The sequence below is a fragment of the Kitasatospora sp. NPDC087861 genome, from assembly GCF_044742585.1.
GTDB lineage: Bacteria > Actinomycetota > Actinomycetes > Streptomycetales > Streptomycetaceae > Kitasatospora.
Map to the genome: position 1 here is coordinate 135,053 of NZ_JBIUUS010000019.1, position 18,897 is coordinate 153,949.

The 18,897-nt window shown below is 72.0% G+C and carries 16 protein-coding genes; 5 read left to right on the forward strand and 11 right to left on the reverse strand.

Translation table 11 applies throughout. The features are described from left to right. Nucleotides 1-7: 7 nt before the first annotated feature. The 4 genes from ACIOJE_RS25960 to ACIOJE_RS25975 all read right to left on the reverse strand — a co-directional run bounded on the left by ACIOJE_RS25960 (nt 8) and on the right by ACIOJE_RS25975 (nt 2,696). Complete coding sequence (locus tag ACIOJE_RS25960) at nt 8-1,195, reverse strand: DUF4157 domain-containing protein (RefSeq protein ID WP_400779198.1); 1,188 nt, start codon at nt 1,193-1,195, stop codon at nt 8-10. 267 nt (nt 1,196-1,462) lie between these two features. Next, nucleotides 1,463-1,969, reverse strand: coding sequence for a carboxymuconolactone decarboxylase family protein (locus tag ACIOJE_RS25965; protein WP_400779200.1), 507 nt, complete (start codon nt 1,967-1,969; stop codon nt 1,463-1,465). Nucleotides 1,970-2,037: 68 nt separating this feature from the next. Then, the gene (locus ACIOJE_RS25970) at nt 2,038-2,397 is read right to left on the reverse strand and encodes an SgcJ/EcaC family oxidoreductase (protein ID WP_400779202.1); all 360 of its coding nucleotides are present in this window, start codon (nt 2,395-2,397) and stop codon (nt 2,038-2,040) included. Beyond that, nucleotides 2,394-2,696 (reverse strand): muconolactone Delta-isomerase family protein, encoded by a 303-nt coding sequence (locus tag ACIOJE_RS25975; protein WP_400779204.1) that lies wholly within the window; start codon nt 2,694-2,696, stop codon nt 2,394-2,396. Before ACIOJE_RS25975 ends, ACIOJE_RS25970 begins: the two co-directional genes overlap by 4 nt. A 238-nt stretch (nt 2,697-2,934) precedes the next feature. On the opposite strand from ACIOJE_RS25975, the gene ACIOJE_RS25980 reads away from it, so the two are divergent. After that, nucleotides 2,935-3,099, forward strand: coding sequence for a hypothetical protein (locus ACIOJE_RS25980; RefSeq protein WP_280684140.1), 165 nt, complete (start codon nt 2,935-2,937; stop codon nt 3,097-3,099). Nucleotides 3,100-3,141: 42 nt separating this feature from the next. Here ACIOJE_RS25980 and ACIOJE_RS25985 read toward each other — a convergent pair whose 3' ends face one another. Together ACIOJE_RS25985 and ACIOJE_RS25990 are read right to left on the reverse strand one after the other, a co-directional pair. After that, nucleotides 3,142-4,548, reverse strand: a complete 1,407-nt coding sequence (locus tag ACIOJE_RS25985) for an MFS transporter (RefSeq protein WP_400779206.1) — start codon at nt 4,546-4,548, stop codon at nt 3,142-3,144. After that, nucleotides 4,545-5,348: a glycerophosphodiester phosphodiesterase gene (locus ACIOJE_RS25990; protein WP_400779208.1), complete on the reverse strand. Its 804-nt coding sequence runs from the start codon at nt 5,346-5,348 to the stop codon at nt 4,545-4,547. The genes ACIOJE_RS25985 and ACIOJE_RS25990 overlap by 4 nt, the downstream gene beginning before the upstream one ends. 481 nt (nt 5,349-5,829) lie before the next feature. Here ACIOJE_RS25990 and ACIOJE_RS25995 point away from each other — a divergent pair, with 481 nt between their 5' ends. The 3 genes from ACIOJE_RS25995 (at nt 5,830) to ACIOJE_RS26005 (ending at nt 10,623) form a co-directional block, all read left to right on the forward strand. Further along, complete coding sequence (locus ACIOJE_RS25995) at nt 5,830-7,986, forward strand: PEP/pyruvate-binding domain-containing protein (protein ID WP_400779210.1); 2,157 nt, start codon at nt 5,830-5,832, stop codon at nt 7,984-7,986. Nucleotides 7,987-8,096: 110 nt separating this feature from the next. Further along, entirely contained in the window at nt 8,097-9,452 is a 1,356-nt protein-coding gene (locus tag ACIOJE_RS26000; RefSeq protein ID WP_400779212.1) for an acetyl-CoA carboxylase biotin carboxylase subunit family protein, read from the forward strand. Nucleotides 9,453-9,483: 31 nt separating this feature from the next. Then, a complete protein-coding gene (locus ACIOJE_RS26005) occupies nt 9,484-10,623 on the forward strand; it encodes a nucleotide disphospho-sugar-binding domain-containing protein (protein WP_400779214.1) in 1,140 nt (379 codons plus the stop codon). Nucleotides 10,624-10,758: 135 nt separating this feature from the next. Here ACIOJE_RS26005 and ACIOJE_RS26010 read toward each other — a convergent pair whose 3' ends face one another. From ACIOJE_RS26010 to ACIOJE_RS26030, 5 genes are all read right to left on the reverse strand, one after another. Continuing rightward, the gene (locus tag ACIOJE_RS26010) at nt 10,759-12,510 is read right to left on the reverse strand and encodes a penicillin-binding transpeptidase domain-containing protein (protein ID WP_400779216.1); all 1,752 of its coding nucleotides are present in this window, start codon (nt 12,508-12,510) and stop codon (nt 10,759-10,761) included. A 264-nt stretch (nt 12,511-12,774) separates the two neighbouring features. Beyond that, nucleotides 12,775-13,623, reverse strand: coding sequence for an MFS transporter (locus ACIOJE_RS26015; RefSeq protein WP_400779218.1), 849 nt, complete (start codon nt 13,621-13,623; stop codon nt 12,775-12,777). A gap of 329 nt (nt 13,624-13,952) precedes the next feature. Continuing rightward, a complete protein-coding gene (locus ACIOJE_RS26020; protein ID WP_400779221.1) occupies nt 13,953-15,416 on the reverse strand; it encodes an IPT/TIG domain-containing protein in 1,464 nt (487 codons plus the stop codon). Nucleotides 15,417-16,129: 713 nt separating this feature from the next. Beyond that, a complete protein-coding gene (locus ACIOJE_RS26025) occupies nt 16,130-16,537 on the reverse strand; it encodes a hypothetical protein (RefSeq protein ID WP_400779223.1) in 408 nt (135 codons plus the stop codon). Between the two features lie 189 nt (nt 16,538-16,726). Further along, nucleotides 16,727-17,965 carry a cytochrome P450 gene (locus tag ACIOJE_RS26030; protein WP_400779225.1) on the reverse strand — a complete coding sequence of 413 codons (1,239 nt, stop codon included), beginning with the start codon at nt 17,963-17,965 and terminating at the stop codon, nt 16,727-16,729. Nucleotides 17,966-18,157: 192 nt separating this feature from the next. On the opposite strand from ACIOJE_RS26030, the gene ACIOJE_RS26035 reads away from it, so the two are divergent. Further along, nucleotides 18,158-18,820 (forward strand): hypothetical protein, encoded by a 663-nt coding sequence (locus ACIOJE_RS26035; protein ID WP_280684011.1) that lies wholly within the window; start codon nt 18,158-18,160, stop codon nt 18,818-18,820. Nucleotides 18,821-18,897: the final 77 nt, after the last annotated feature.

The following is an 18,897-nucleotide window of genomic DNA, read 5'->3' on the forward strand; positions in this document are numbered from 1 at the left end:
TCGGCCGTCAGACGATCTTGCAGGGCGCGTAGGCGTGCCCCAACCGGGCGGCCGCGCCCAGGCGGTGGTTCCCGTCCTCGATGCTGATGCCGTCTCCGTTGAGCTTGATCTTGATCGGTTCGAGCGCGGCGCTGTTCCTCATACCGGTGACGGCGGCGTTGAGTCGGTTCTCGACGAGCCCGCCCGCCACGGTCTGCGCACGGCCGCTGGCCCCTTGCAGCAACGCGACGCTCACTTCGACCAGTTGGCCCGACCGTACGCCCTGCGTCTCGAAGTCCTGCAGCTGGTCGATCCGTGCCCCGTGGAAGGCCGCGCCGCCGGCCCGGACGTGATAGCTCGTGTCCCGTTGCCGCGTGAAGTGGCCGCTCAGGTCCGCCTGTGCCTGGTCCGGCCCGATCTCCCCGTTGTTGAGGCTGCGGTAGGTCTCCAGGCCGTCGTCGAACTTGATGTACCTGTAGCTGCTTTCCCCGTCGAAGATCACACGCTCCTCGGAGCCGGCGAGCTGGTAGACCTCTACGCCGTACTCGTCGCCGTGCTCTTCGGTCTTCGCCTCGTCCAGGATGAGCCGCAGCCCCGGATAGTCGGGGTCGACGTCGGTGTGGTCGCCTTCCTCCTCGGCGGGCTTCGGCTGGGGCCACCGCTGCACCGAGGGCTCGGCGGCCCGGGTGCCGGGCGTGTGGGCCGCGTGCACCGGCTCGGGGTCCCGGGCCGGCGGCCGGGACAGCACCCGGGAGGCGTTGGCCTCGGCCTCGCGCTCGAAGCGGTCGGAGGGGTCGCTGACCCGCAGCCCGGTCCCGTTGTCGGTGCCCGCGACGGGGCCGCTGCGCTGCTGGATGACGTGGGTCAACTCGTGGGCGAGCGTGTGCTTGTCGCCTCCTCCGGAGCCGATCACGATGTGGCTGCCCGAGGTGTAGGCGCGGGCGCCGATCCCGGCCGCGGACTCCCGGGCGCTCGCGCCGGTGTGCAGGCGGACGTCGGAGAAGTCCGCGCCGAGCCGGGTCTCCATCTCGCTCCGGAGCCCGTCGGCCAGGGGTGTGCCAGGGCTCCTGAGCACCTCGTGGACGGCGGAGCGCTGCACGTCGGGCGCGGCTCGGTCGTGCCCGCACCCGGTCGAGTGCTCGTGCTGCTCCAGCATCCGGCTCACCGCGGCGTTGCCCACGGCCCGTTGCATGGCGGCGAGTGCCGCGGGAGTCACGACCCCGGCACCGGACGGGCGCCGGGCGGCAGTCGTGGGCCGGCCGGTACGGACTGGTCGTCGGTCGGCGGCAATCGCACTGCCGGGGTCGTGGGCGCGCACAGGAAGGCCCCTTCAAGGTATCGGTGACGGCCCCTTCCAGTCTGTTCGACCCCGCAGGTCCGGCGAAAGGTACGACAGGGCAGCGTCCGATGTCTCTTGGGGCCACCTTCCCCGTCGGCCCGCCGAGCTGGGGCTCGGCGGGCCGGGTTCACGAGGTGGCGGGCGTCACACCCAGGGATCGGTGAAGGAGCGGCCGGGGACGGGCTTGGCGATGAGGGCGATGGCGGTGAAGAAGTTGACCTGGCCGATGGCGATGGTCAGGGTCGTCAGCGCCTTCTCGTCGTAGTGCTCGGCGACCTGGGCGTAGAGCTCGTCGGACACCCGCTCGCCTCGGGTGGTGGGCTGGAGGGTGGCCTCGACCAGGGCCAGGGCAGCGCGTTCGGGGCCGGTGAAGTAGGGCGAGTCCTGCCAGGTCGCGACCGAGGTGATGCGCTCCTCCGACTCGCCCGCCTTGCGGAGGAAGCCGGTGTGCAGGACGGTCAGGTACGTGCTGCCGGCGATCTGGCCGGCCCGTAGCTGGACCAGACTGATCGTGGCGCGCGGCACCGCGCCGTTGCCGGCGGCCTTGAACAGGGCCGCCGAGACCTCGGCCAGTTCGGGGACGAGCTGGACGGGGTCCTGGGCCAGCCGGGGGCGCAGCGGGATCTCGGTGGTGATCGATCGGGTTTCCATGGCGGTGTTCCTTTCGGGTTGCTCCTACCGACCCGACGGATCGCGGCGATGGAATGTGACAGCGGAGGTCAGGGGAGCAGCGAGACCTGGTAGTGGGCGATGGACCAGGCGTCGTCGGAGCGGCGCAGCAGGACACCGAGGTTCACGGTGAGGGTGGGGCGGTCGGGGAAGGCGAAGTCGACGCCCAGGTACCCGAGGATGAGGTCGTCGGCGAGCCGGCGGATCTCCAGGACGCGGTAGTCGGCGGTCAGGCCGGGTGGCTGGGAGGCGTAGTACGCGGCGACGCCCGCGCGGCCCACGCTGTACGGGTGGAGGCCCTGGAAGACCGCGTCCTCGGTGAAGCAGGCGGCGGCCTGCTCGGGCCGGTGGGCGTCGACGGCGGTCTTCCAGCGGTCGAGGACGTCACACAGGACGGCTGCGTCGTTCATCGGGTGCCTTCCGGGCCGGGGTCGTTGGGGTGCGGGCAGAGCGGGGTGACGGTGTCCCGCCGCCACACCCGCAGGGGCATGGAGGCGAGCGCCTGTTCCAGCCGCTCCTCGTCGGGGGCGCTGAACAGGCCCCAGGTGCGCCACTCGCCGGGAGCGAGCGGCGGGCGCCAGAGCCGCAACAGGGTGCCGCAGGCTGCGAGTTCGCGGGCACGATCGGCTTCGCGGGCCCGGATGCCGGCAATCGCCTCCTCGGGGGTGCCGTCCGGGACAGTGGTCACCATGTCGACCAGGAATTCCATGGGCGTCCTCTCGTACGGGGTCTACCGGAGTATCGAGGGGGGTGCGGTCACCGCTGCGCTGCCACGCCGTTCACGGCCGGGCGCCGTGGCCCGCGCGGGTCTCGCGGACGGTGAACCGGGTCAGACCGGTTGGAGTGGCTGGAAGACCATCCCCGGCACCACTCTGATCACGGGCTGACACGCCCCCGGGGGACACGGGGATCACAGCGGCCCGGCCGAAAGTGTCAACAGACAGTCGCTGCCCGCCTCCTGGTGCCACGGCGGTCCGGGCATCGCCCGCGCGCTCCGATTGGCCGGCACCGCCCTCGACGACGCGCCCCTGCGCGACCTCGCCCGCGGCACCCTGCTGGCCGCGACGACGCCCGTTCCACCCGGGTGGGACCGGGCCCTGCTGCTCTCGTGACCGGTCGGCGGAGCGGTGACAGGAGCAGCAGGACCCGGCCCGTCAGAGCCGCTCGGGGACCGGGTTGCCGACGGCCTCGATCGCGCGGCGGACGGGGACCTTCACGAGCACCGCGAAGCCGATCACGAAGAACACCAGCAGCGAGATGATCGCCGACCGGTAGCTGCCCGTGACCTGGTACGCGAGGCCGAAGACCAGCGGGCCCATCCAACTGGTGCCGCGGTCGCTGACCTTGTAGACGCTGAAGTACTCGGCCTCCTTGCCGGCCGGGATGAGGTGGGAGAACAGCGAGCGGGACAGCGCCTGGCTGCCGCCGAGCACCAGGCCGATCATGCAGGCCAGGGCGTAGAACCAGACGGGCTGGTGGGTGGGCATGACGTACCCGAGGGAGAGGGTGATCACCCAGCCGACCAGGGAGCCGAGGACGGTCCGCTTGGCGCCGTACCGCCGGGCGATCCGGCCGAGCAGTAGGGCGCCGCCGATCGCCAGGGCCTGGACCAGGAGGACGGCGGCGACCAGCGAGGTCTGGTCCAGGCCGAGTTCCTCGCTGCCGTAGAGCGAGGCCTGGGAGACGACGGTCTGGATGCCGTCGTTGTAGCAGAGGAAGGCGGCCAGGTAGAGCAGCGTGAGCGGGTGCTTGCGCATGCCCCTGAGCGTGCGGCCGAGTTCGCGCAGGCTGCCGGCGGTGGGCCGTCCGGTCGAGGCCGTGGCCCGGCTGGGTGCGACGCCCGCCCGGGAGGGCAGCCGCAGCATCGGGACGATCGTGAACAGTGCCCACCACAGGCCCGCCGAGGCCAGGCAGATCCGCACGGCGGTGCCGGAGGACACGCCGAGCGCGTCGTGCCCCTCGAACAGCGCCAGGTTGGCGATCAGCAGCAGTCCGCCGCCCGCGTAGCCGTACGCCCAGCCCTTGGAGGAGACCGCGTCGCGCTCGTCGGGGGCGGCCAGGCCGGGGAGGTAGGCGTAGGAGAGCGCGACCGACACCGCGTACGCGATGTTGGCGACCACCAGCAGCGCGCCGCCGAGCAGGTAGCGGTCGCCGTCGAGGAAGAACATCCCCGTCGTGGCGATCGCGCCGACGTAGGCGAAGCCGCACATCAGCTCCTTGTGTCGCCCGGTGCGGTCCGCGAGCGTGCCGGTGAGCAGCATCGCCGCGACCGATATCAGCACGGAGAAGGAGACCGTGTACGGGAAGAAGGAGCCCGCGCGGATCGACAGGCCGAGCGGGTGCACGTCACCGGACGCGTCGGCGGCGTTCTTGGCGACGGTGGTCAGGTAGGGCCCGAGGAACACCGTCAGGACGGTGGTGGAGAAGGCGGTGTTGGCCCAGTCGTTGATGTACCAGCCGAACTGCATCCGGCGCAGGGCGCGGCCGTCGGCGGAGGCGGCGGACGTCGGGTCGGTCGGTTGATCGTCCGGCAGGTGCGTCGCCGAGTTCGTGGTGCTCATGGGGTCCCCGTCACCGTGCTGGAGCCGGTACTGCCGTCCGTCCAGCAGCCGCGCTCGCCGAGGACGTCCCGCAGGACGTCGATGCGATCGGCCATGATGCCATCCACACCGAGGTCGAGGAGAGACCTGATCCGTGTGGGATCGTCCACAGTCCAGACGTGGACCTGAAGGCCGAGGCGGTGGGCGGCCCGGACGAAGGCCCGGTCGACCACCCGCAGGCCCAGGTGCCGCTCCGGCACCTGCGCGCACACCCCGGTGAACGGCGAACGGCGCCCCCGCGGCAGCGGCCCGGCCAGCGAGCGCAGCCGCAGCCGGGCCACCTCACGCGGGCCGAGCGAAGTGGCCAGCCGGGGGCCCGCGGCGGCGCGGACGGCGGCGAGCCGGCTGTCGGAGAAGCCGCCGACGCAGACCCGGTCCCAGGCGCCGGTCCGGCGGATCGTCTCGACCAGCGGCCCGATGGCCGGCGCCGCCTTGACGTCGATGTTGAAGCGGGCGTCGGGGAACGCGCCGAGCAGGTCCTCCAGCAGCGGCACGGGCTCGCTGCCACCGATCCTGGCCCGCCTGACGGTCGCCCAGGGCAGCTCCGCCACCGCCCCGGCGCGATCGGTGACCCGGTCGAGGCGGGAGTCGTGGAAGGCCACCAGCACGCCGTCGGCGGTGGTGTGCACGTCCGTCTCCAGGTACCGGTACCCGAGGGCGACGGCGGCCTCGAAGGCCGCGAGCGAGTTCTCCGGGTGCCCGAGGTCGCCACCCCGGTGCGCGAAGGCCAGCGGCCCCGGATGGTCGAGGAAGGGGTGCATGTCGTGCTCCGAGCTGCCGGGGGAGGAGGCCGCGCCGTCCGCTCCGCCGCCGTCCGGACCGCGCGCGTTACAGTATTACGCATCCTGTCAAGCAGTAACGCCCGAGTGTGCGGCCTGGACCGGGGGCGTGGCCGCTGCGCGTCGTGATGACGAGTCCTGATGACGAGTCCCGACGATGCGATCCGATGGCGTGATCCGCCGGGACCTGTGCCGGGAGATCGTGCAAGAAGCAACATTCCGGCGATGTTTGATCACTTTTGATCGTTTAGAGACTTCATTGCTGTGACCTTTGCCACAAGATGACCTGCCATCAAGGTTTCGTTGACGCGATTCACGTGGCTGAAACATTTCATGGTGGCCTGATGGTGCATGACTATTCGTCAGAAGTTCAGATTTGATGGCAGTGTGTGTGAAGCCGTACCACCTTCTGACCTGCTGCACACTGATCGTGTACATGATGACGAATGGCTGAACTGTGCGCATGACCCGTTCGGATCGCGACAAAGCGACCACGCGGCCCCGCCTGACCGGCGAAAAGCTCACCACCCAGGAGTTTTCCCAGCTGGCCGGCACCATCGGGGGCTATCCCTATGTGAAGATCGTGCTCGACCGGGCCGAGTCGGTGCTCCACTTCATCGACAGCGCCGACGGCACCCTCCACGTCCGCTACATCGGGTGCGAGATACTCGGCATGTCGCTCGACGAACTGGCCCGCGGGCTCGATTCGTTCAATGACGACGTCTACCGGAATCCCGATCGCCGTTTCTATCTCGGTACCCTCGCCCTGCACTCCCGGCGCGGTGACGGGGGCGGTACCGGAGAAGGCCGAGCGGATGACGCCTTCCTGTCCCTGGAGACCGTCGACGTCGACACCATGTCCCAGGAGATGCTGCGCTTCTTCTACCACCGGGTGCGCGACCACATCGACCCGACGCTGCCGCTGGTCCTCAAGCCGGCCAACCATCGGCAGGAGGACTACGTCGCCGGGATACCGGAGAGCGAGATACCGCGCGTCCTGTCCCACGAGCTCTACTCCACGGCCTCCTTCGTGCCCCTGAACGACGGGCAGGCCCACGGGCGGCTGCGGGTGTTCCGCTCCGAGGCGGAGTACCGGGCCGACCCCGAGCCGCTGGAGTGGCACGACATCGTGGTGATGCCCCGGGTGCCGGAGGACATCCCCCGGGTGTCGGGCATCATCCACACCGAACACACCACGCCGCTCTCCCACATCAACGTGATGGCCGCCGGGTGGCGGATCCCCAACGCCGTCGGCACCGAGGCCGTCGACCGGATCGAGCGGGCCGGGCTGGCCGGGCGATGGGTCCACTACCGGGTCGACGCCGACGGCTCCGACCTCCACCTCGAAGCCGCGCAGCCGCATTCCGACGGCGTCCCGTCGACGCCCCCGGCCGAACGCGTCACCGTGGACCGGCCCGACCTCGCGCCCACCCCGATCACCGCCCTGTCCGAGCTGCGCGCGGGCGACCACGTCCGGTTCGGCACCAAGGCCGCCAACCTCGGCGAACTCACCCACCTGCTGCAGCACGGCTCACCTCGCTGGCTCGGCTTCTACCGCGCCCCCAGGCCGCCCCGGGACAACCTGCTGCGCTACCTGGCCCGGCAACTCGGCCTCCCGGAGAACGCGGACGAGGTCGAACTGGTCGCCGCCGCCCAGCACCTGGTGAAGGAGTACACCCAGGTGCCGCGCGGGATCGTGCTGCCGTTCTCGCTCCAGCAGCGCTTCCTCGACTCCTCGGCGGAGTTCCGGAGCGTCCTCGGCCGGCTCGACTCCGCGCTCCTGAGCGGGACTTGGCTGGCCTCGCGCACTTCGCAGACCTCGCCGACCCCGCAGGCCGCGCAGGCCACGCAGCTGGGAGAGCTCTGCCGCGAAGCGCAGCGGCTGATCCGCACCACCCCGCTGCCCGACCCGGTCCGCACCGAGATCGACCGCGCGCTCGACCGGCACCTGTACGGCGCACCCGTCCTGGTCGTGCGCAGCTCGTCCAATGCCGAAGACCTGCCCGGCTTCTCCGCCGCCGGACTCTACGAGTCGGTGGCGAACGTCGGCGGCACGAGCCCGGTCCACGGCGCGGTCCACGGCGCGGCCCACGAAGCGGTCGACGGAGAGGTCCACGAAGGGGCCCTCGACGGGGTCCTCGATGCGGTCCGGGAGGTCTGGGCCTCGCTGCTCTCACCGCGCGCCGTACTGCTGCGGCACCAGGCGGGCATCCCCCTGGACCACTGCGGCATGGGCGTGATCGTCCAGGAGCAGGTCGGCGCCACCGTCGGCGGCGTCCTGGTCACCTGCAACCCGCTGAGCCCGCAGGATTTCCGCAACGTCTACCTCAACATCTCGCCGCGCTCGGTGACCGAGGTGGTCTCCGGCCAGGGCGCCCCGCTCCAGTACCTGTGCAACACCATGGAGGGCGGCAGCCGCACGGTCTCGCTGGGCACCGCCACCGCCGACCTGGACGCTGCGACCAAGGACCTCGTGGGCCGACTGGCCCTGATCAGCCGGCTGTTGCAGTCCCACTTCTCGCCCGACGAGAGCTACGCCGCCCCGGTCGACATCGAGTGGGCGATCGAGGACGACCGAGTCAGCCTGCTGCAGCTGCGCCCCTTCCGCACCGCCGGGTGACACCGGCTGAGTGACACCGCCCGGTGGCACCGGCCGAGTGGCACCCAGCAGGGTGCGACATCGCCCGAACGCGACACGGGCCGAGTGAACTTCCTTCAGGAGAAAGTACGTTGAACAGGATTCTGTACGTCTACGTCAAGGGCGGCGCCCCGCTGGAGTACGCCTTCCCGCGGATCGCCGCCTGCGGGGAACTGCACGTCCTCGCACTGGCGCCACTGCCCACGACCGCGGCGGACGCATGGCGGCCCAGCTGCACCAGCATCGAGCTGGTGCCCGAGGCGCCGCGCGGCGAGGAACTGGTCGAATTGATCGTGGAGTACGCGAAGGCCATCGGGGCCGACGCGGTACTGACGCTCTCGGAATTCGCGGTGCTGGCCGTCGCCCACGCCGCGCACCGGCTCGGCCTGGCCGGAGCCGGCGAGGGGATCGTCCGGGCCAGGGACAAGCGGCTGATGCGGGAGGCGTGGGCCGCCGCCGGCGTGCCGATCCCCGGGTTCCGCCGGGTCGACAGCCTCGCGGACCTGGACGCCGCGCTGGCCGAGTTCACGCCCCCGCTGCTGCTCAAGCCGGCCTGGGGCGCCGGGTCGGTCGCCCAGATCGTGCTCGACTCGGCCGCGGACGCCGCCCCCGCGTGGAGCGAGATCGAGCGCGGCCTCCGGGCCGGCAGCCGGGTCGGCATGAACGAGCTCTACGCCGCGGACACCGACCGGGACCGGCTGGTCGAGGAGATCGCCCAGGGCTCCACCGAGGGCTGGTACCAGGAGCCCGGCTACGGCGACTACGTGAGCGTGGAGGGCATCGTCGCGGACGGCGTCTACCGTCCGCTGGCCATCACCGCCAAGCTGCCGACCGTGCCGTCCTTCGTCGAGGTGGCCAGCACCTCGCCCTCCGTCATGCCGGTGCCGCTGCAGCGCCGGATCGAGGAGGTCTCGCGGCATGCCGTCGACGCGCTCGGGCTGGAGAACTGCGGCACCCACACCGAGCTCAAGCTGATGAAGGACGGCGAGCTGGTGGTCATCGAGACCGCCGCCCGGTTCGGCGGCCTGCTGACGACCCGGCAGGTCCACGAGGTGTTCGGGTTCGACCCGATCGGCATGCTGGTCCGGCAACTGCTGGGCGAGCGGGTCGACTACCCCGAGGTCATGCTCACCGACGGGGTCCGGGCCGCCGCGTCGGTGGCCGTCGTCCCCGCCGACGCGTTCGGCGTGCCCTGGCGCACCAGGCCGGTCTGGAACCCGCAGGCCGTGGACTGGCAGAGCCTGCTGTCACCGGGCAGCACCATCGAGGCCGTACCCGCCTTCGCCATGCCCGCGGGACAGCCGGTGCCCGCCTTCGACCCCTCCGCGGGATCGCGCAACTGGCTCGGGGTCTACCTGCTGAGCGCCGTCGATGCCGTCACCCTGCAGCGCGACTGCAACGCCGTGCTGAACGGCCTGGAGGCCGCCCTGCACCGGGCCGCCTCCTGATCCCCCCATCCCGAACAATCGAGGTTCCTTCATGCGTGTACTGTTCGCCGGCGCGCCCGGCTTCGGCCACCTCTTCCCGCTGGTCCCGCTGGCCAGGGCGATGCGCGAGCTCGGCCACGAGGTCGCGGTGGCCTCGATGGACGGCGGCGAGCCGGTCGCCGGGTCAGGGCTGCCGTACCTGCCCATCGCGCCGGGCGTGGACTGGCGCAAGGAGATCAGGGAGGCCGGCCGCACCCGGCGGCCCGACCTGATGCGGCGGGTGGTCGAGAGCAATTCGGCCGATCGCGAGGCGTTCGTCCCGCTGGCCGCCCATGTCAACAGCCGGGTGGCCGACGCGATGGTCGAGCTCGCCACGCGGTGGCGGCCGGACCTGGTGGTGTACGAGTACCAGTTCCCGGTGGCCCTGCTCGCGGCGGCCCGCCTGGGCGTGCCCGCGGTCCAGCACGACCTGGGATTCGTCCGCACCCCGAAGCTGCGCGCGCTGATGCTCGCAGAGATGGCGGACACCTTCGCCCGGCACGGAATCGACCGGCTGCCCGAGCCGGCGGACACCATCGACCTCGCGCCACCGAGCATGGCCGGGGAGGAACGGTACGGCAGCTCGATGCGGCCCGTCGCCTACAACGGCGAAGGTGACGTCCCCGATGACCTGGCCGTGCCCGCCGACCGCCCGCGCGTGGCGGTGACGCTGGGCACCGTTCCGCCCAAGACCGACGGCCTGACCAGGATCGAGCGGGTGATCGCGGCGGCCGCCGACGTCGACGCGGAGTTCGTGCTGGCGACCGGCGAGCTCGACCTCGGCACGCTCGGCACGTTGCCGGACAATGTCCGCCCGTACGGCTGGGTCCCGTGGCGGGCGCTGCTGGAGACCTGCGCGGCCGCGATCCACCACGGCGGCAGCAGCAGCGCGCTCGGCGCACTGGACGCGGGCATCCCGCAGCTCGTTCTGCCCGACGGGTCCGACCGCTTCATCACCGCGGACGCGGTACGGGAGCGGGGAGCCGGGCTCAGCGCGGGCGCCGAGGAGATCGGGCCCGCGTTGCTCGACCGGTTGCTCACCGACGACACGCTGACCCGGGCCGCGCGCGAGGTCAGCGCCGAGATCGCGACGATGCCGAGCCCGCGCGAGCTGGCGCAACGGCTGACCGCCCTCGGCGCCATCGCCGGCTGAGGCCGGGCCGCCCCTGCTCCCCGTTCACCGGCTACCACTGACAGCCCGTCGGAGCGGGGCGGGTGCCACCCCGCCCCGGCCGGCCTCATCGGCTCTCGAACACGGTCCGGCGGCCGGGTGGGAGGGGCCGGTCCGTCAGCCCTTGCCGCCCGCCTTCAGGACCTGGGCCGCCGCCACGCCGGCCGCGCTGTTGCCGTGGCCGCCGCCCTCGACCTCGGCGGCGACGGCGAGGTCACCGCGGTAGGCGATGAACCAGCTGTTGGTGGCCTGGCCTGAGCCCGCCTCGACGGTGCCGGTCTTGGCGCCGATCTGGCCGGACAGACCGGACATCGGTGCGCGGGCGGTGCCCTGGGTGGCGGTCTTGGCCATCATGGAACGCAGGTCCCGGGCGACGTCGGCGGGGAGCCTGCCGGGCGCCGTCACGCGTTTGGCGTCCCCGCGCAGGACGGGCTGGCGGAACGTTCCGCTCTGCACGGTGGCGGCGACCGAGGCCATCACCAGCGAGTTGACCTGGATCTGGCCCTGGCCGATGTACTCGGCGGCGGCCTCGTCCTTGTTCCCCGGCATGGGGATGGTGGCATCCCGGCTCGGAATGCCGATGTGCCACTCCAGACCGAGGCCGAACTGCTCGCGCGCCACCTCGGTGAGCCTGCCGGGCTGCAGCTTCTCCAGGGCCTTGTCGATGAAGCCGGTGTTGCAGGAGTGCGTGAAGTCGTCGGTGAGCGTGTACGAGGGGAAGTCGCCGCGGTCGTCGTTGTGCCAGGACCGCGGGGAGTAGGTGGTGTCCTGGCACGGCACCACGGCGTCCGGGGACACCCCGGCCTCCAGCAGGGCGGCCGAGGTGATCACCTTCATCGTGGAGCCGGGCGGCTGGCCGCCCGCGACCGCGCGGTTGAACCCGCCCTGCGGGGCGTACGCCATCGCCAGAATGTGGCCGGTGCTCGGCTGGACGGCCACCAGCGAGGCCGGCTTGCCGTCGGCGGACTGCTGCTTCACGGCCTCCTCGGCGACCTGCTGGAGGTCGGCGTCCAGGGTGAGCTCGACCTGCGGCGCGCTCGGCGGGGTCAGGACGAACAGCTGCTCGGGCTCCTTCGCGGTGCCGCCCGAGATCACCACGGCCCGCCCGGTGACCACGGCCGCGCCGTCGGCGGGGGCGACCTGGGGCAGTGCCGTGCGCAGCGACGGGAACCCGTCGAGCGCCTTGCCGTTGCGGTCGGTCGGTTTGGTCACCGGGCCGGCCAGCGGCTTCACACCGATCGCCTTGCCCGGAGTGAGGTGGGGGTGGATCACGGTCGGCACCCAGCGCACCACGGCCCGGCCGTCCTGGGCCCGGACGACGCTCAGCGCGCTGTCGTACTCCCAGGCGTCCGCCGCGCCCTCGAACTCGGCCTTCACCCGGAAACCGAGGGCCGGTTCGCCCACTGTGCCGGACGGCGCCGGGCCGGTCCCGGTCAGCGCGAGCGAGCGCGCCCCCACCTGCTCGTGGAACGCCGTCAGCGCGGCGCGGGCCGTCTCAGGGCTGTCCGTCAGACCGGCGGCGGCCGCGACGTCCCCACGGCTCCAGGCCGCCAGGAACTCCGTCGCCACCGACGCGGCCTGCTCGGCGGTGGCCGGCTCCTGCGGGGCCCGCGAGGCGGTGGCAGCCCCCTGTCGGCCGCCGGTGCCCGGGGCGTCGCCGCCGGTCACGGCGTTCATGATGGTGTAGGCGCCGTACCCGCCGACCGCCAACAGCGCCGCGAACACCCCGCCCGCCGTCACCAGGAGGGCCCGCTTCGCGGCCGGGCGGCGCGGGGCGTCCTCCTCGTCCGCCGACTCGGCGTATTCGTGGCCGAGTTCGGCGTACCCGGCGTACCCGGCGTACCCGTCGTGCTCCTGTTCGTCCCGCATGCTTCCGTCCCCCCTGCGTACTCCGTGTGACGCGGGCCCGCCCCCTCCGGCATTCCGGCCCGCCGCCCGGACGGCCTGGTGGCGATCCGTTCGGGCGCGGATCAGCCTATGCGGAGAGGAGTGACAGGTCGACAGAAGGCGGGCCGTCAGCCGAAGTTGCCTGCTCATCGGGGCTTCCGACGGGCCGTCCGTCCGACCGGCCGTCCGTCCGACCGGCCGTCCGTCCGGAAGGGGAGTCCGCTCCTCTTGAGGTGAACCGTGCGGTCACCGGTTCGACGGATCGCGGTGCGGCTCTGTGGCAGCGTGGCCCGCGCGCAGGCTGCGGACGGAGCCGGCCAGGAGCAAGGCGACCAAGGCGAGCAGCGGGGTCGTCCAGGTGCCGGTGGCGCCGTGCAGGGCGGCGGCGAGCGCGGGGCCGGTGGCGGCGAGCAGGTAGCCGCGGGTCTGGGCCATCGTGGAGAGCGCGGCGACGTGGTCGTGGTCGGTGCCCCGGCGGACGAAGAGCACTCCGGCCAGTGCTTGGCCGCCGCCCATGCCGATGCCGAGGACGCCGGCCCAGACCGGCGCGCCGGCGGTGGGGGCGAGCAGGACGCCGAGTAGGCCGAGGACGCAGACGGCCACCACCGCGAGGATGTGCGGCCGCTGGTCGGTGCGGGCGGCGGCGAGCACGGGGACGAGGAAGCCGCCGACGGCGAGCCCGAGGATGAGCGCGGCCTGGTCGGTGCCGGCGGCCGTGCGGCTCAGGCCCGCGTCGACCAGGATGGTGGGCAGCCAGGCGAGGGTGGCGTAGAAGACCAGGGTCTGGATGCCGAAGAAGGCGGTGAGGCTCCACGCGAGCGCCGTCCGGCCGACGGGGCGGTGGTGCACCGGCGCGGCGGCGGCCGGTATCGGCCGTTCGACCCGCAGTTGCGGGGCCATGCCCGCTGCGGCGAGCACCGCCGGGACGACGGCGAGGGCGACCGTGGCCCGCCAGGACCACGCGTCGGCGACCGGCGCGAGTGGCCCGACCTGTCCGAACGCGACCCGGGTGTTGAGGCTGGCGGAAGAAGGGGGCGCGTGGGTACCCGAGGCGGGATTGCTGGTGCAACCGCTCAGTGTCGGCGTGCTTGCCAACCCGCTTTCCAAAGGTTCGTCGGGGACCGGGGCGGGGGTTCCTGACCTGCGGAAGAGCCGGCGCTGAGAGGGTTCGTGAACGGTGCTGGACGCCCGTGAAGGGAACCGAGGGCCGCTCTCGCTGGCCGGAGGGTCGCCGTGCCGCCGACTGTGAGTGGGGACATCAGGACCTCGCTGAGGAGGAGGGCATTCCGTGTGCTCCTGGTCTTGAGAGCACACGGAATGGTGGCGGTTGCCCTGGTGACCCGCCGACTGCTCGGGCGCGGTGTGGCACGGTGCTCGGGCTGCGCCCGTCGGTGCCGCCGGGTCGGCCGGTGGCCGGGCGGGGGTCAGGGTTCGATGACTCCCGCGTGGTCGCTGGACGGCGACAGGATCGCTGACGGGGTGCTTCCGCCGGCGAAGGAGACGTCATAGCCGCCGTTGGCGAGGATGAGCGTCAGGATGAGCGTCTCGTTGAACCGAGCGATGCCTTGGGTGTCGGTGGCGGCGACGCCCAGGAGGTTGCTGCCGATCTTGAAGATGATGGTCTGGCCGGGCACCGGAAGGCCGGTGGCCTGGTCGGTCAGTGTGGCGGTCAGGAACGGGAAGTACACGTGCGGCGGGAACAGCTTCGCCAGCGCCGGGGTCGCGGTCAGCGAGGTGGCGTGGACGGGCAGGACGTAGGTGAAGCCGTTCACCAGGCTGGCACTGCCACCAGGAGTGGTGACGGTGACCGTCGCGGGACCGAGCGCGCCGGGCGGTGTGGTGGCGGTGAGCTGCGTGCCGGCGGCGTTGACGCTCACTCCGGTGGCGGGGTTGCCGCCGATGTCGACGCCCGCCCCGGTCAGGTTGGTGCCGATGATGGTCACGACCGTGCCGCCCGTGGTGGGCCCGTGGATGGGGTTGATGCTGGTCAGCGTCGGGGCGAATTGGATGACGCTGACGTTGTTCGAATTGATGTTGCTGACGTAGACCTTGCCGTTGACGGCGACCGCCACGGCGATCGGTCCGCTGCCGACGGGGATCGGGGCGCCGGTGACGGTGTTGGTGGCGGTGTCGATGACCGACACGCTGTTCGACGCCCGGTTAGCCGTGTAGGCGATCCCGTTGAGGCCGACCGCGATTCCCCATGGCTGGTTGCCGACGGGGATCGGGGCGCCGACGACGGTGTTGGTGGCGGTGTCGATCACCGTCACGTTGTTCGACCCGATGTTGACGACGTAGGCGTTGCCGTTGGGGGCGATCGCCACGAAGTTCGGCTGGTTGCCGACGGCGATCGGGGCGCCGACGACGGTGTTGGTGGCGGTGTCGATCACCGTCAGGTTGTTCGACCCCCGGTTGCAGACGTAGGCGTTGCCGTTGGGGGCCACCGCCACCCCGACCGGCTGGGAGCCGACGGGGATCGGGGCGCCAGTGACGGTGTTGGTGGCGGTGTCGATCACCGACACGGTGTTCGCGGCGAAGTTGGTGACGTAGACGTTGCCGCTGGCCGCCGCCGTGGCCGGCTGGTTGCCGACGGGGATCGGGGCGCCGGTGACGGTGTTGGTGGCGGTGTCGATCACCGTCACGGTGTTCGACCCGCTGTTGGGGACGTAGGCGTTGCCGTTGGGGGCGACGGTCAGCCAGACCGGCGTACCGCCGACGGGGATCGGGGCGCCGACGACGGTGTCTGTGGCGGTGCTGATCACCGACACGTTGGCCGACCCGGAGTTGGTGACGTAGAGGTCGCCGCTGGGGGTGAACGCCAGCCCGACCGGGTTGGACCCGACGGGGATCGGCGGGATGGTCAGAAGTGTGAGCGCCGGGGCTGCCACTCGGCTCACCTCACCCGCCCCGGCGGGCGGCCACGCCTGGCCGGGGAGGTAAAGAAGCGGTGGCACTTCCTGCTGCGTTGTCTGGAGGGTGGTACTCATGCGGACCCCTTCGGAAGGGGGCCGCCCTCGGCCCGGCAAGCTCCCACATGGGAGCACGCAGGTCCAGCGCTCCCTGTCCGGGCTGCCACAACCCACCATCACAGAAGCCACGTCACGAAAACGCAGCGGGCTGCGCACCCCGAGAGGGATGGGCAGCCCGTTTGGTTCGGTGCGAGGCACTTCCCCACGCTGAGGGGTACCGAAACATCCATCCGGTCCTCAACAGCGGAAAGCCCCCCTGCTGCCGGCGTAGCGGACACTATGACCCAACGGTGCCGTGGCTGCTGCCTCGCCCGTCCGTACCGGCCCGAAGACGTTCCTGACCGCGGCCGTCACGGGATCCGGGCTCCGGGTCCATGCCCCTGTGCCGGCCGTGCCCGTGGAGCGGGCCGGGCCGGTGAAGCTCGGCGTGTGCGCGACGCCGAGCAGGATGTTCCGGTAGTCGCCGGTCATCTCCACGGCGGATATGACCAGTTGCCTCACCATGATGCCGGAGCCGCCGGAGCCTGTTCACCGCGATCGCGACCTGCCAGTTGGTGGTGCGCGCCGGCAGGCGGCCGAAAGGGTGCCGTCGGCCTGCGGGATGGAGGATGGCGCCAGCCGGGCTGGTGCTCTCACCAGTCGTTGCCTGGCTGGTAGTTGATGTGCCGTCTCACGGTGTACTGGACGATCCGCACGGTGTGGCCCTCTGGTGGTTGGGCCAGGGAGCGGTCGGCAGCACGTACCTGGCCGTGCCGGACGGTCTCCTTCGGGGTCGGCATGACCGAGATGAACGAGCCGTCGGACAGGACCCGCAGAGGCACGAATACCTGGTTGCTCTTGATCCACCAGGCCAGGTGAGCGCCCGTCGCCCGGGTATGGCCCCACAGTTCGTGGCCGTTGAAGCCGCGGTCAGCTAGCAGAAGCATGTCCGGCTGAAGGCTGGTGACAACCTGGCGGGCCAGCGCGTGCTCACTGGCCCGCGCCACCCCGTCGAAGGCACCGTCGGCCAGAGCGTGGGTGCCGCATTCGGTCAACGCCATCAGCCTGATCTGCGGGTTTCCTGGTCGATCTTCTGTCCTACCGGGGGCTCCGTTGCTGTGTCCCGAGGTCATCTGGCGGACCATCAGATCGCGGTGAACCTCCCCATGCCTGGGGGGGATCCATCCGCCCAAATCGGCCACCGGCATGCGCTCTACCTGTAGAAACGCACTAACTCACCGGCATTGCGGCTAGCGCAGCACCGCCGGCGTCGGCCCGTCGGGGCGGACGGTGATGCTGTAGGCGGCGCCCGTCGGCTTGGACCGGAACGCCAATTCTCCCAGTGGCAGCAGCAGTTCCAGCAGCGCCGTGGTCTCCCGCAGAGCGAACTGGGTGCCCAGGCAGGCGCGGGCGCCGAGGCCGAAGGGGACGTAGGAACCGAGCTGGGTGGGACGGGTGCCGGCGGCGGCGAAGCGGGTGGGGTCGAAGCGTTCGGGGTCCGGCCACAGGGCCGGGTCGCGGTGGGTGAGGTAGGGGCAGGCCAGGACGTCGGTGCCGGCGGCGATGCGGTGGCCGTCGATCACGTCGTCCTCGACGGCGTGCCGGGGGAGCAGCCAAGCCGAGGGGTAGAGCCGCAGGGTCTCGCTGACCAGGGCCTGCGGGTCCGCGCCGCGCGCCTCGGGGTGGCGGTCGAGGAGGAGGAAGAGCCAGGTGAGGGTGGTGGCGGTGGTCTCGTGCCCGGCGACGAGCAGGGTGACGAGCTCGTCGCGAATCAACCGATCGGTGTAGTCCGGGGATTGGCCGCCCGCGTCCAGCAGCACCCGGAGCACGCCAGGCTCCTCCACCGGGCCGCCCGATCGTGCCGCCGCGATGGCCGCATGCGCCACGGCGTCGACCCGGGTCAGGTCCCCGGCGACCGCGTCCCGGGCGTCCGCCGCGCTGGTCGGCAGGGTCGGCATCGCGGCCACCACCCGCTCCACCGCGCGGAGTTCGTGATCCGTCCGGTCGTCCAGCGGCAGCCCGGTGAGCGCGCGCCAGACGGTGTCCAGGGCGAAGCGCCGCATCTCCTCGCCGACGTCGAACGTCTCCCCGGTGCGGAGGTAGCCCGCCCAGCGCGCCGCCGTCCGGCGCGCTGCCGCCGCGATCCGCTGTTCGTAGCGTCGCATCCCGGTGCCGGTGAACTGCGACTGCAGCAGCCTCCGTTGACGCCTCCAGGCATCCCCGGTGGCGGACAGCACGCCGTCCCCGACGAGCATCCGGGCGCGGTGCGAGCGCTTGACGTACCGGTCCGGGTGGCGGCCGAGCACGTGCTGCACCGCGCCCGGGTCGGTCACCAGGACGGTCGGGGTGGGGCCGAGCCGGAACGCGGCGATGCCGCCGATGCCTCGCTGCGCCCGGGCCAGCAACTCGACGAGCTCGGCCTCCTCGGCCCGCCACTGTTCGACGACCTCGGGGCCCAACTCCGGTACCGGGCGGGGGTCCGTGCTCACTGGTCGGTTCCTTCCGGGCTGCTGACGGTGCGTCCGCCCCGACTCTATGCCAGAGCGGGGGGCCGGCCGGGCTGCACCGAACGGCTGGCGGGCCCGGCCGGGGTCCGCGCGGCAGCCCATCGGGCCGTATGCGAACGGGTATCCTGCGGTGGGGCCGACCGGCCCCTGCTCGCTGCGCGGATGGGAGAAGGCATGCCCGGGACCCGGCACATCGGATACGGCAGGGGCCGCCGAGCGGCCCGGTGGCTGGGAGCCGCCCTGCTCGTTCCGGTCCTGGCGGCCTGCGGCGGTGGCGGCGGCGGTGGCGGCGGCTCGGGCTCGGCCCGGCAGAGCGACAACGGCCAGGGCGGAAGCGGCGGGCAATCCGATGGGCAGCGGACCAAGGACGCCGGGAACCAGGGCGGGTTCCGGACCGCGGGCGAGCCCTCCGCCGGTGTTCAGGGCTCGGACGAAACCGCTTTCATCATGCTGTCGTTCCCGTCGAAGACCAGCTTCGAGGCCACGATCAGCAAGGTCGCCGACTGCGGCAGTTCGACGTACGCCACCCCCGCCTCGCGGCAGGTCCCGGTGACCGACGGCAAGGGCCGGCAGGTCACGTTCACCCTTCCGAAGCCGACGTCGGGTGCCGCGAGCCGCACGATCTGCCTCACGGTGACGGTCGACGGGTCCAGCAAGCGGATCCAGGCGGAGGGCGCCGTGGAGGTCATCACTCCCGGCAACGGCAGCACCCCCGGCAACGGCGCCACCTCCAGCAGCGGCAGCACTCCCGGCAACGGCAAGACCCCCGGCGGCGGGGCGAGCCCGAAGAGCAGCGCCTCCACCGGTGCCCCGACCGGCGCGGGGAGCAACCCCTGAGCCCTGCCGAGGAGGAGCTCCGGCGCGGGCCGAAGCAGCCGGAGCCGCGGCCCTGGACCGACTGGATCGGCAAACTC

Coding starts and splice junctions, on each gene's coding strand:
- ACIOJE_RS25965 (WP_400779200.1), bottom strand. CDS start 1,969: ATGGAAACCCGATCGATCACCACCGAGATCCCGCTGCGCCCCCGGCTG.
- ACIOJE_RS25970 (WP_400779202.1), bottom strand. CDS start 2,397: ATGAACGACGCAGCCGTCCTGTGTGACGTCCTCGACCGCTGGAAGACC.
- ACIOJE_RS25975 (WP_400779204.1), bottom strand. CDS start 2,696: ATGGAATTCCTGGTCGACATGGTGACCACTGTCCCGGACGGCACCCCC.
- ACIOJE_RS25985 (WP_400779206.1), bottom strand. CDS start 4,548: ATGAGCACCACGAACTCGGCGACGCACCTGCCGGACGATCAACCGACC.
- ACIOJE_RS25990 (WP_400779208.1), bottom strand. CDS start 5,348: ATGCACCCCTTCCTCGACCATCCGGGGCCGCTGGCCTTCGCGCACCGG.
- ACIOJE_RS25995 (WP_400779210.1), top strand. CDS start 5,830: ATGACCCGTTCGGATCGCGACAAAGCGACCACGCGGCCCCGCCTGACC.
- ACIOJE_RS26005 (WP_400779214.1), top strand. CDS start 9,484: ATGCGTGTACTGTTCGCCGGCGCGCCCGGCTTCGGCCACCTCTTCCCG.
- ACIOJE_RS26010 (WP_400779216.1), bottom strand. CDS start 12,510: ATGCGGGACGAACAGGAGCACGACGGGTACGCCGGGTACGCCGGGTAC.
- ACIOJE_RS26025 (WP_400779223.1), bottom strand. CDS start 16,537: ATGGCGTTGACCGAATGCGGCACCCACGCTCTGGCCGACGGTGCCTTC.
- ACIOJE_RS26035 (WP_280684011.1), top strand. CDS start 18,158: ATGCCCGGGACCCGGCACATCGGATACGGCAGGGGCCGCCGAGCGGCC.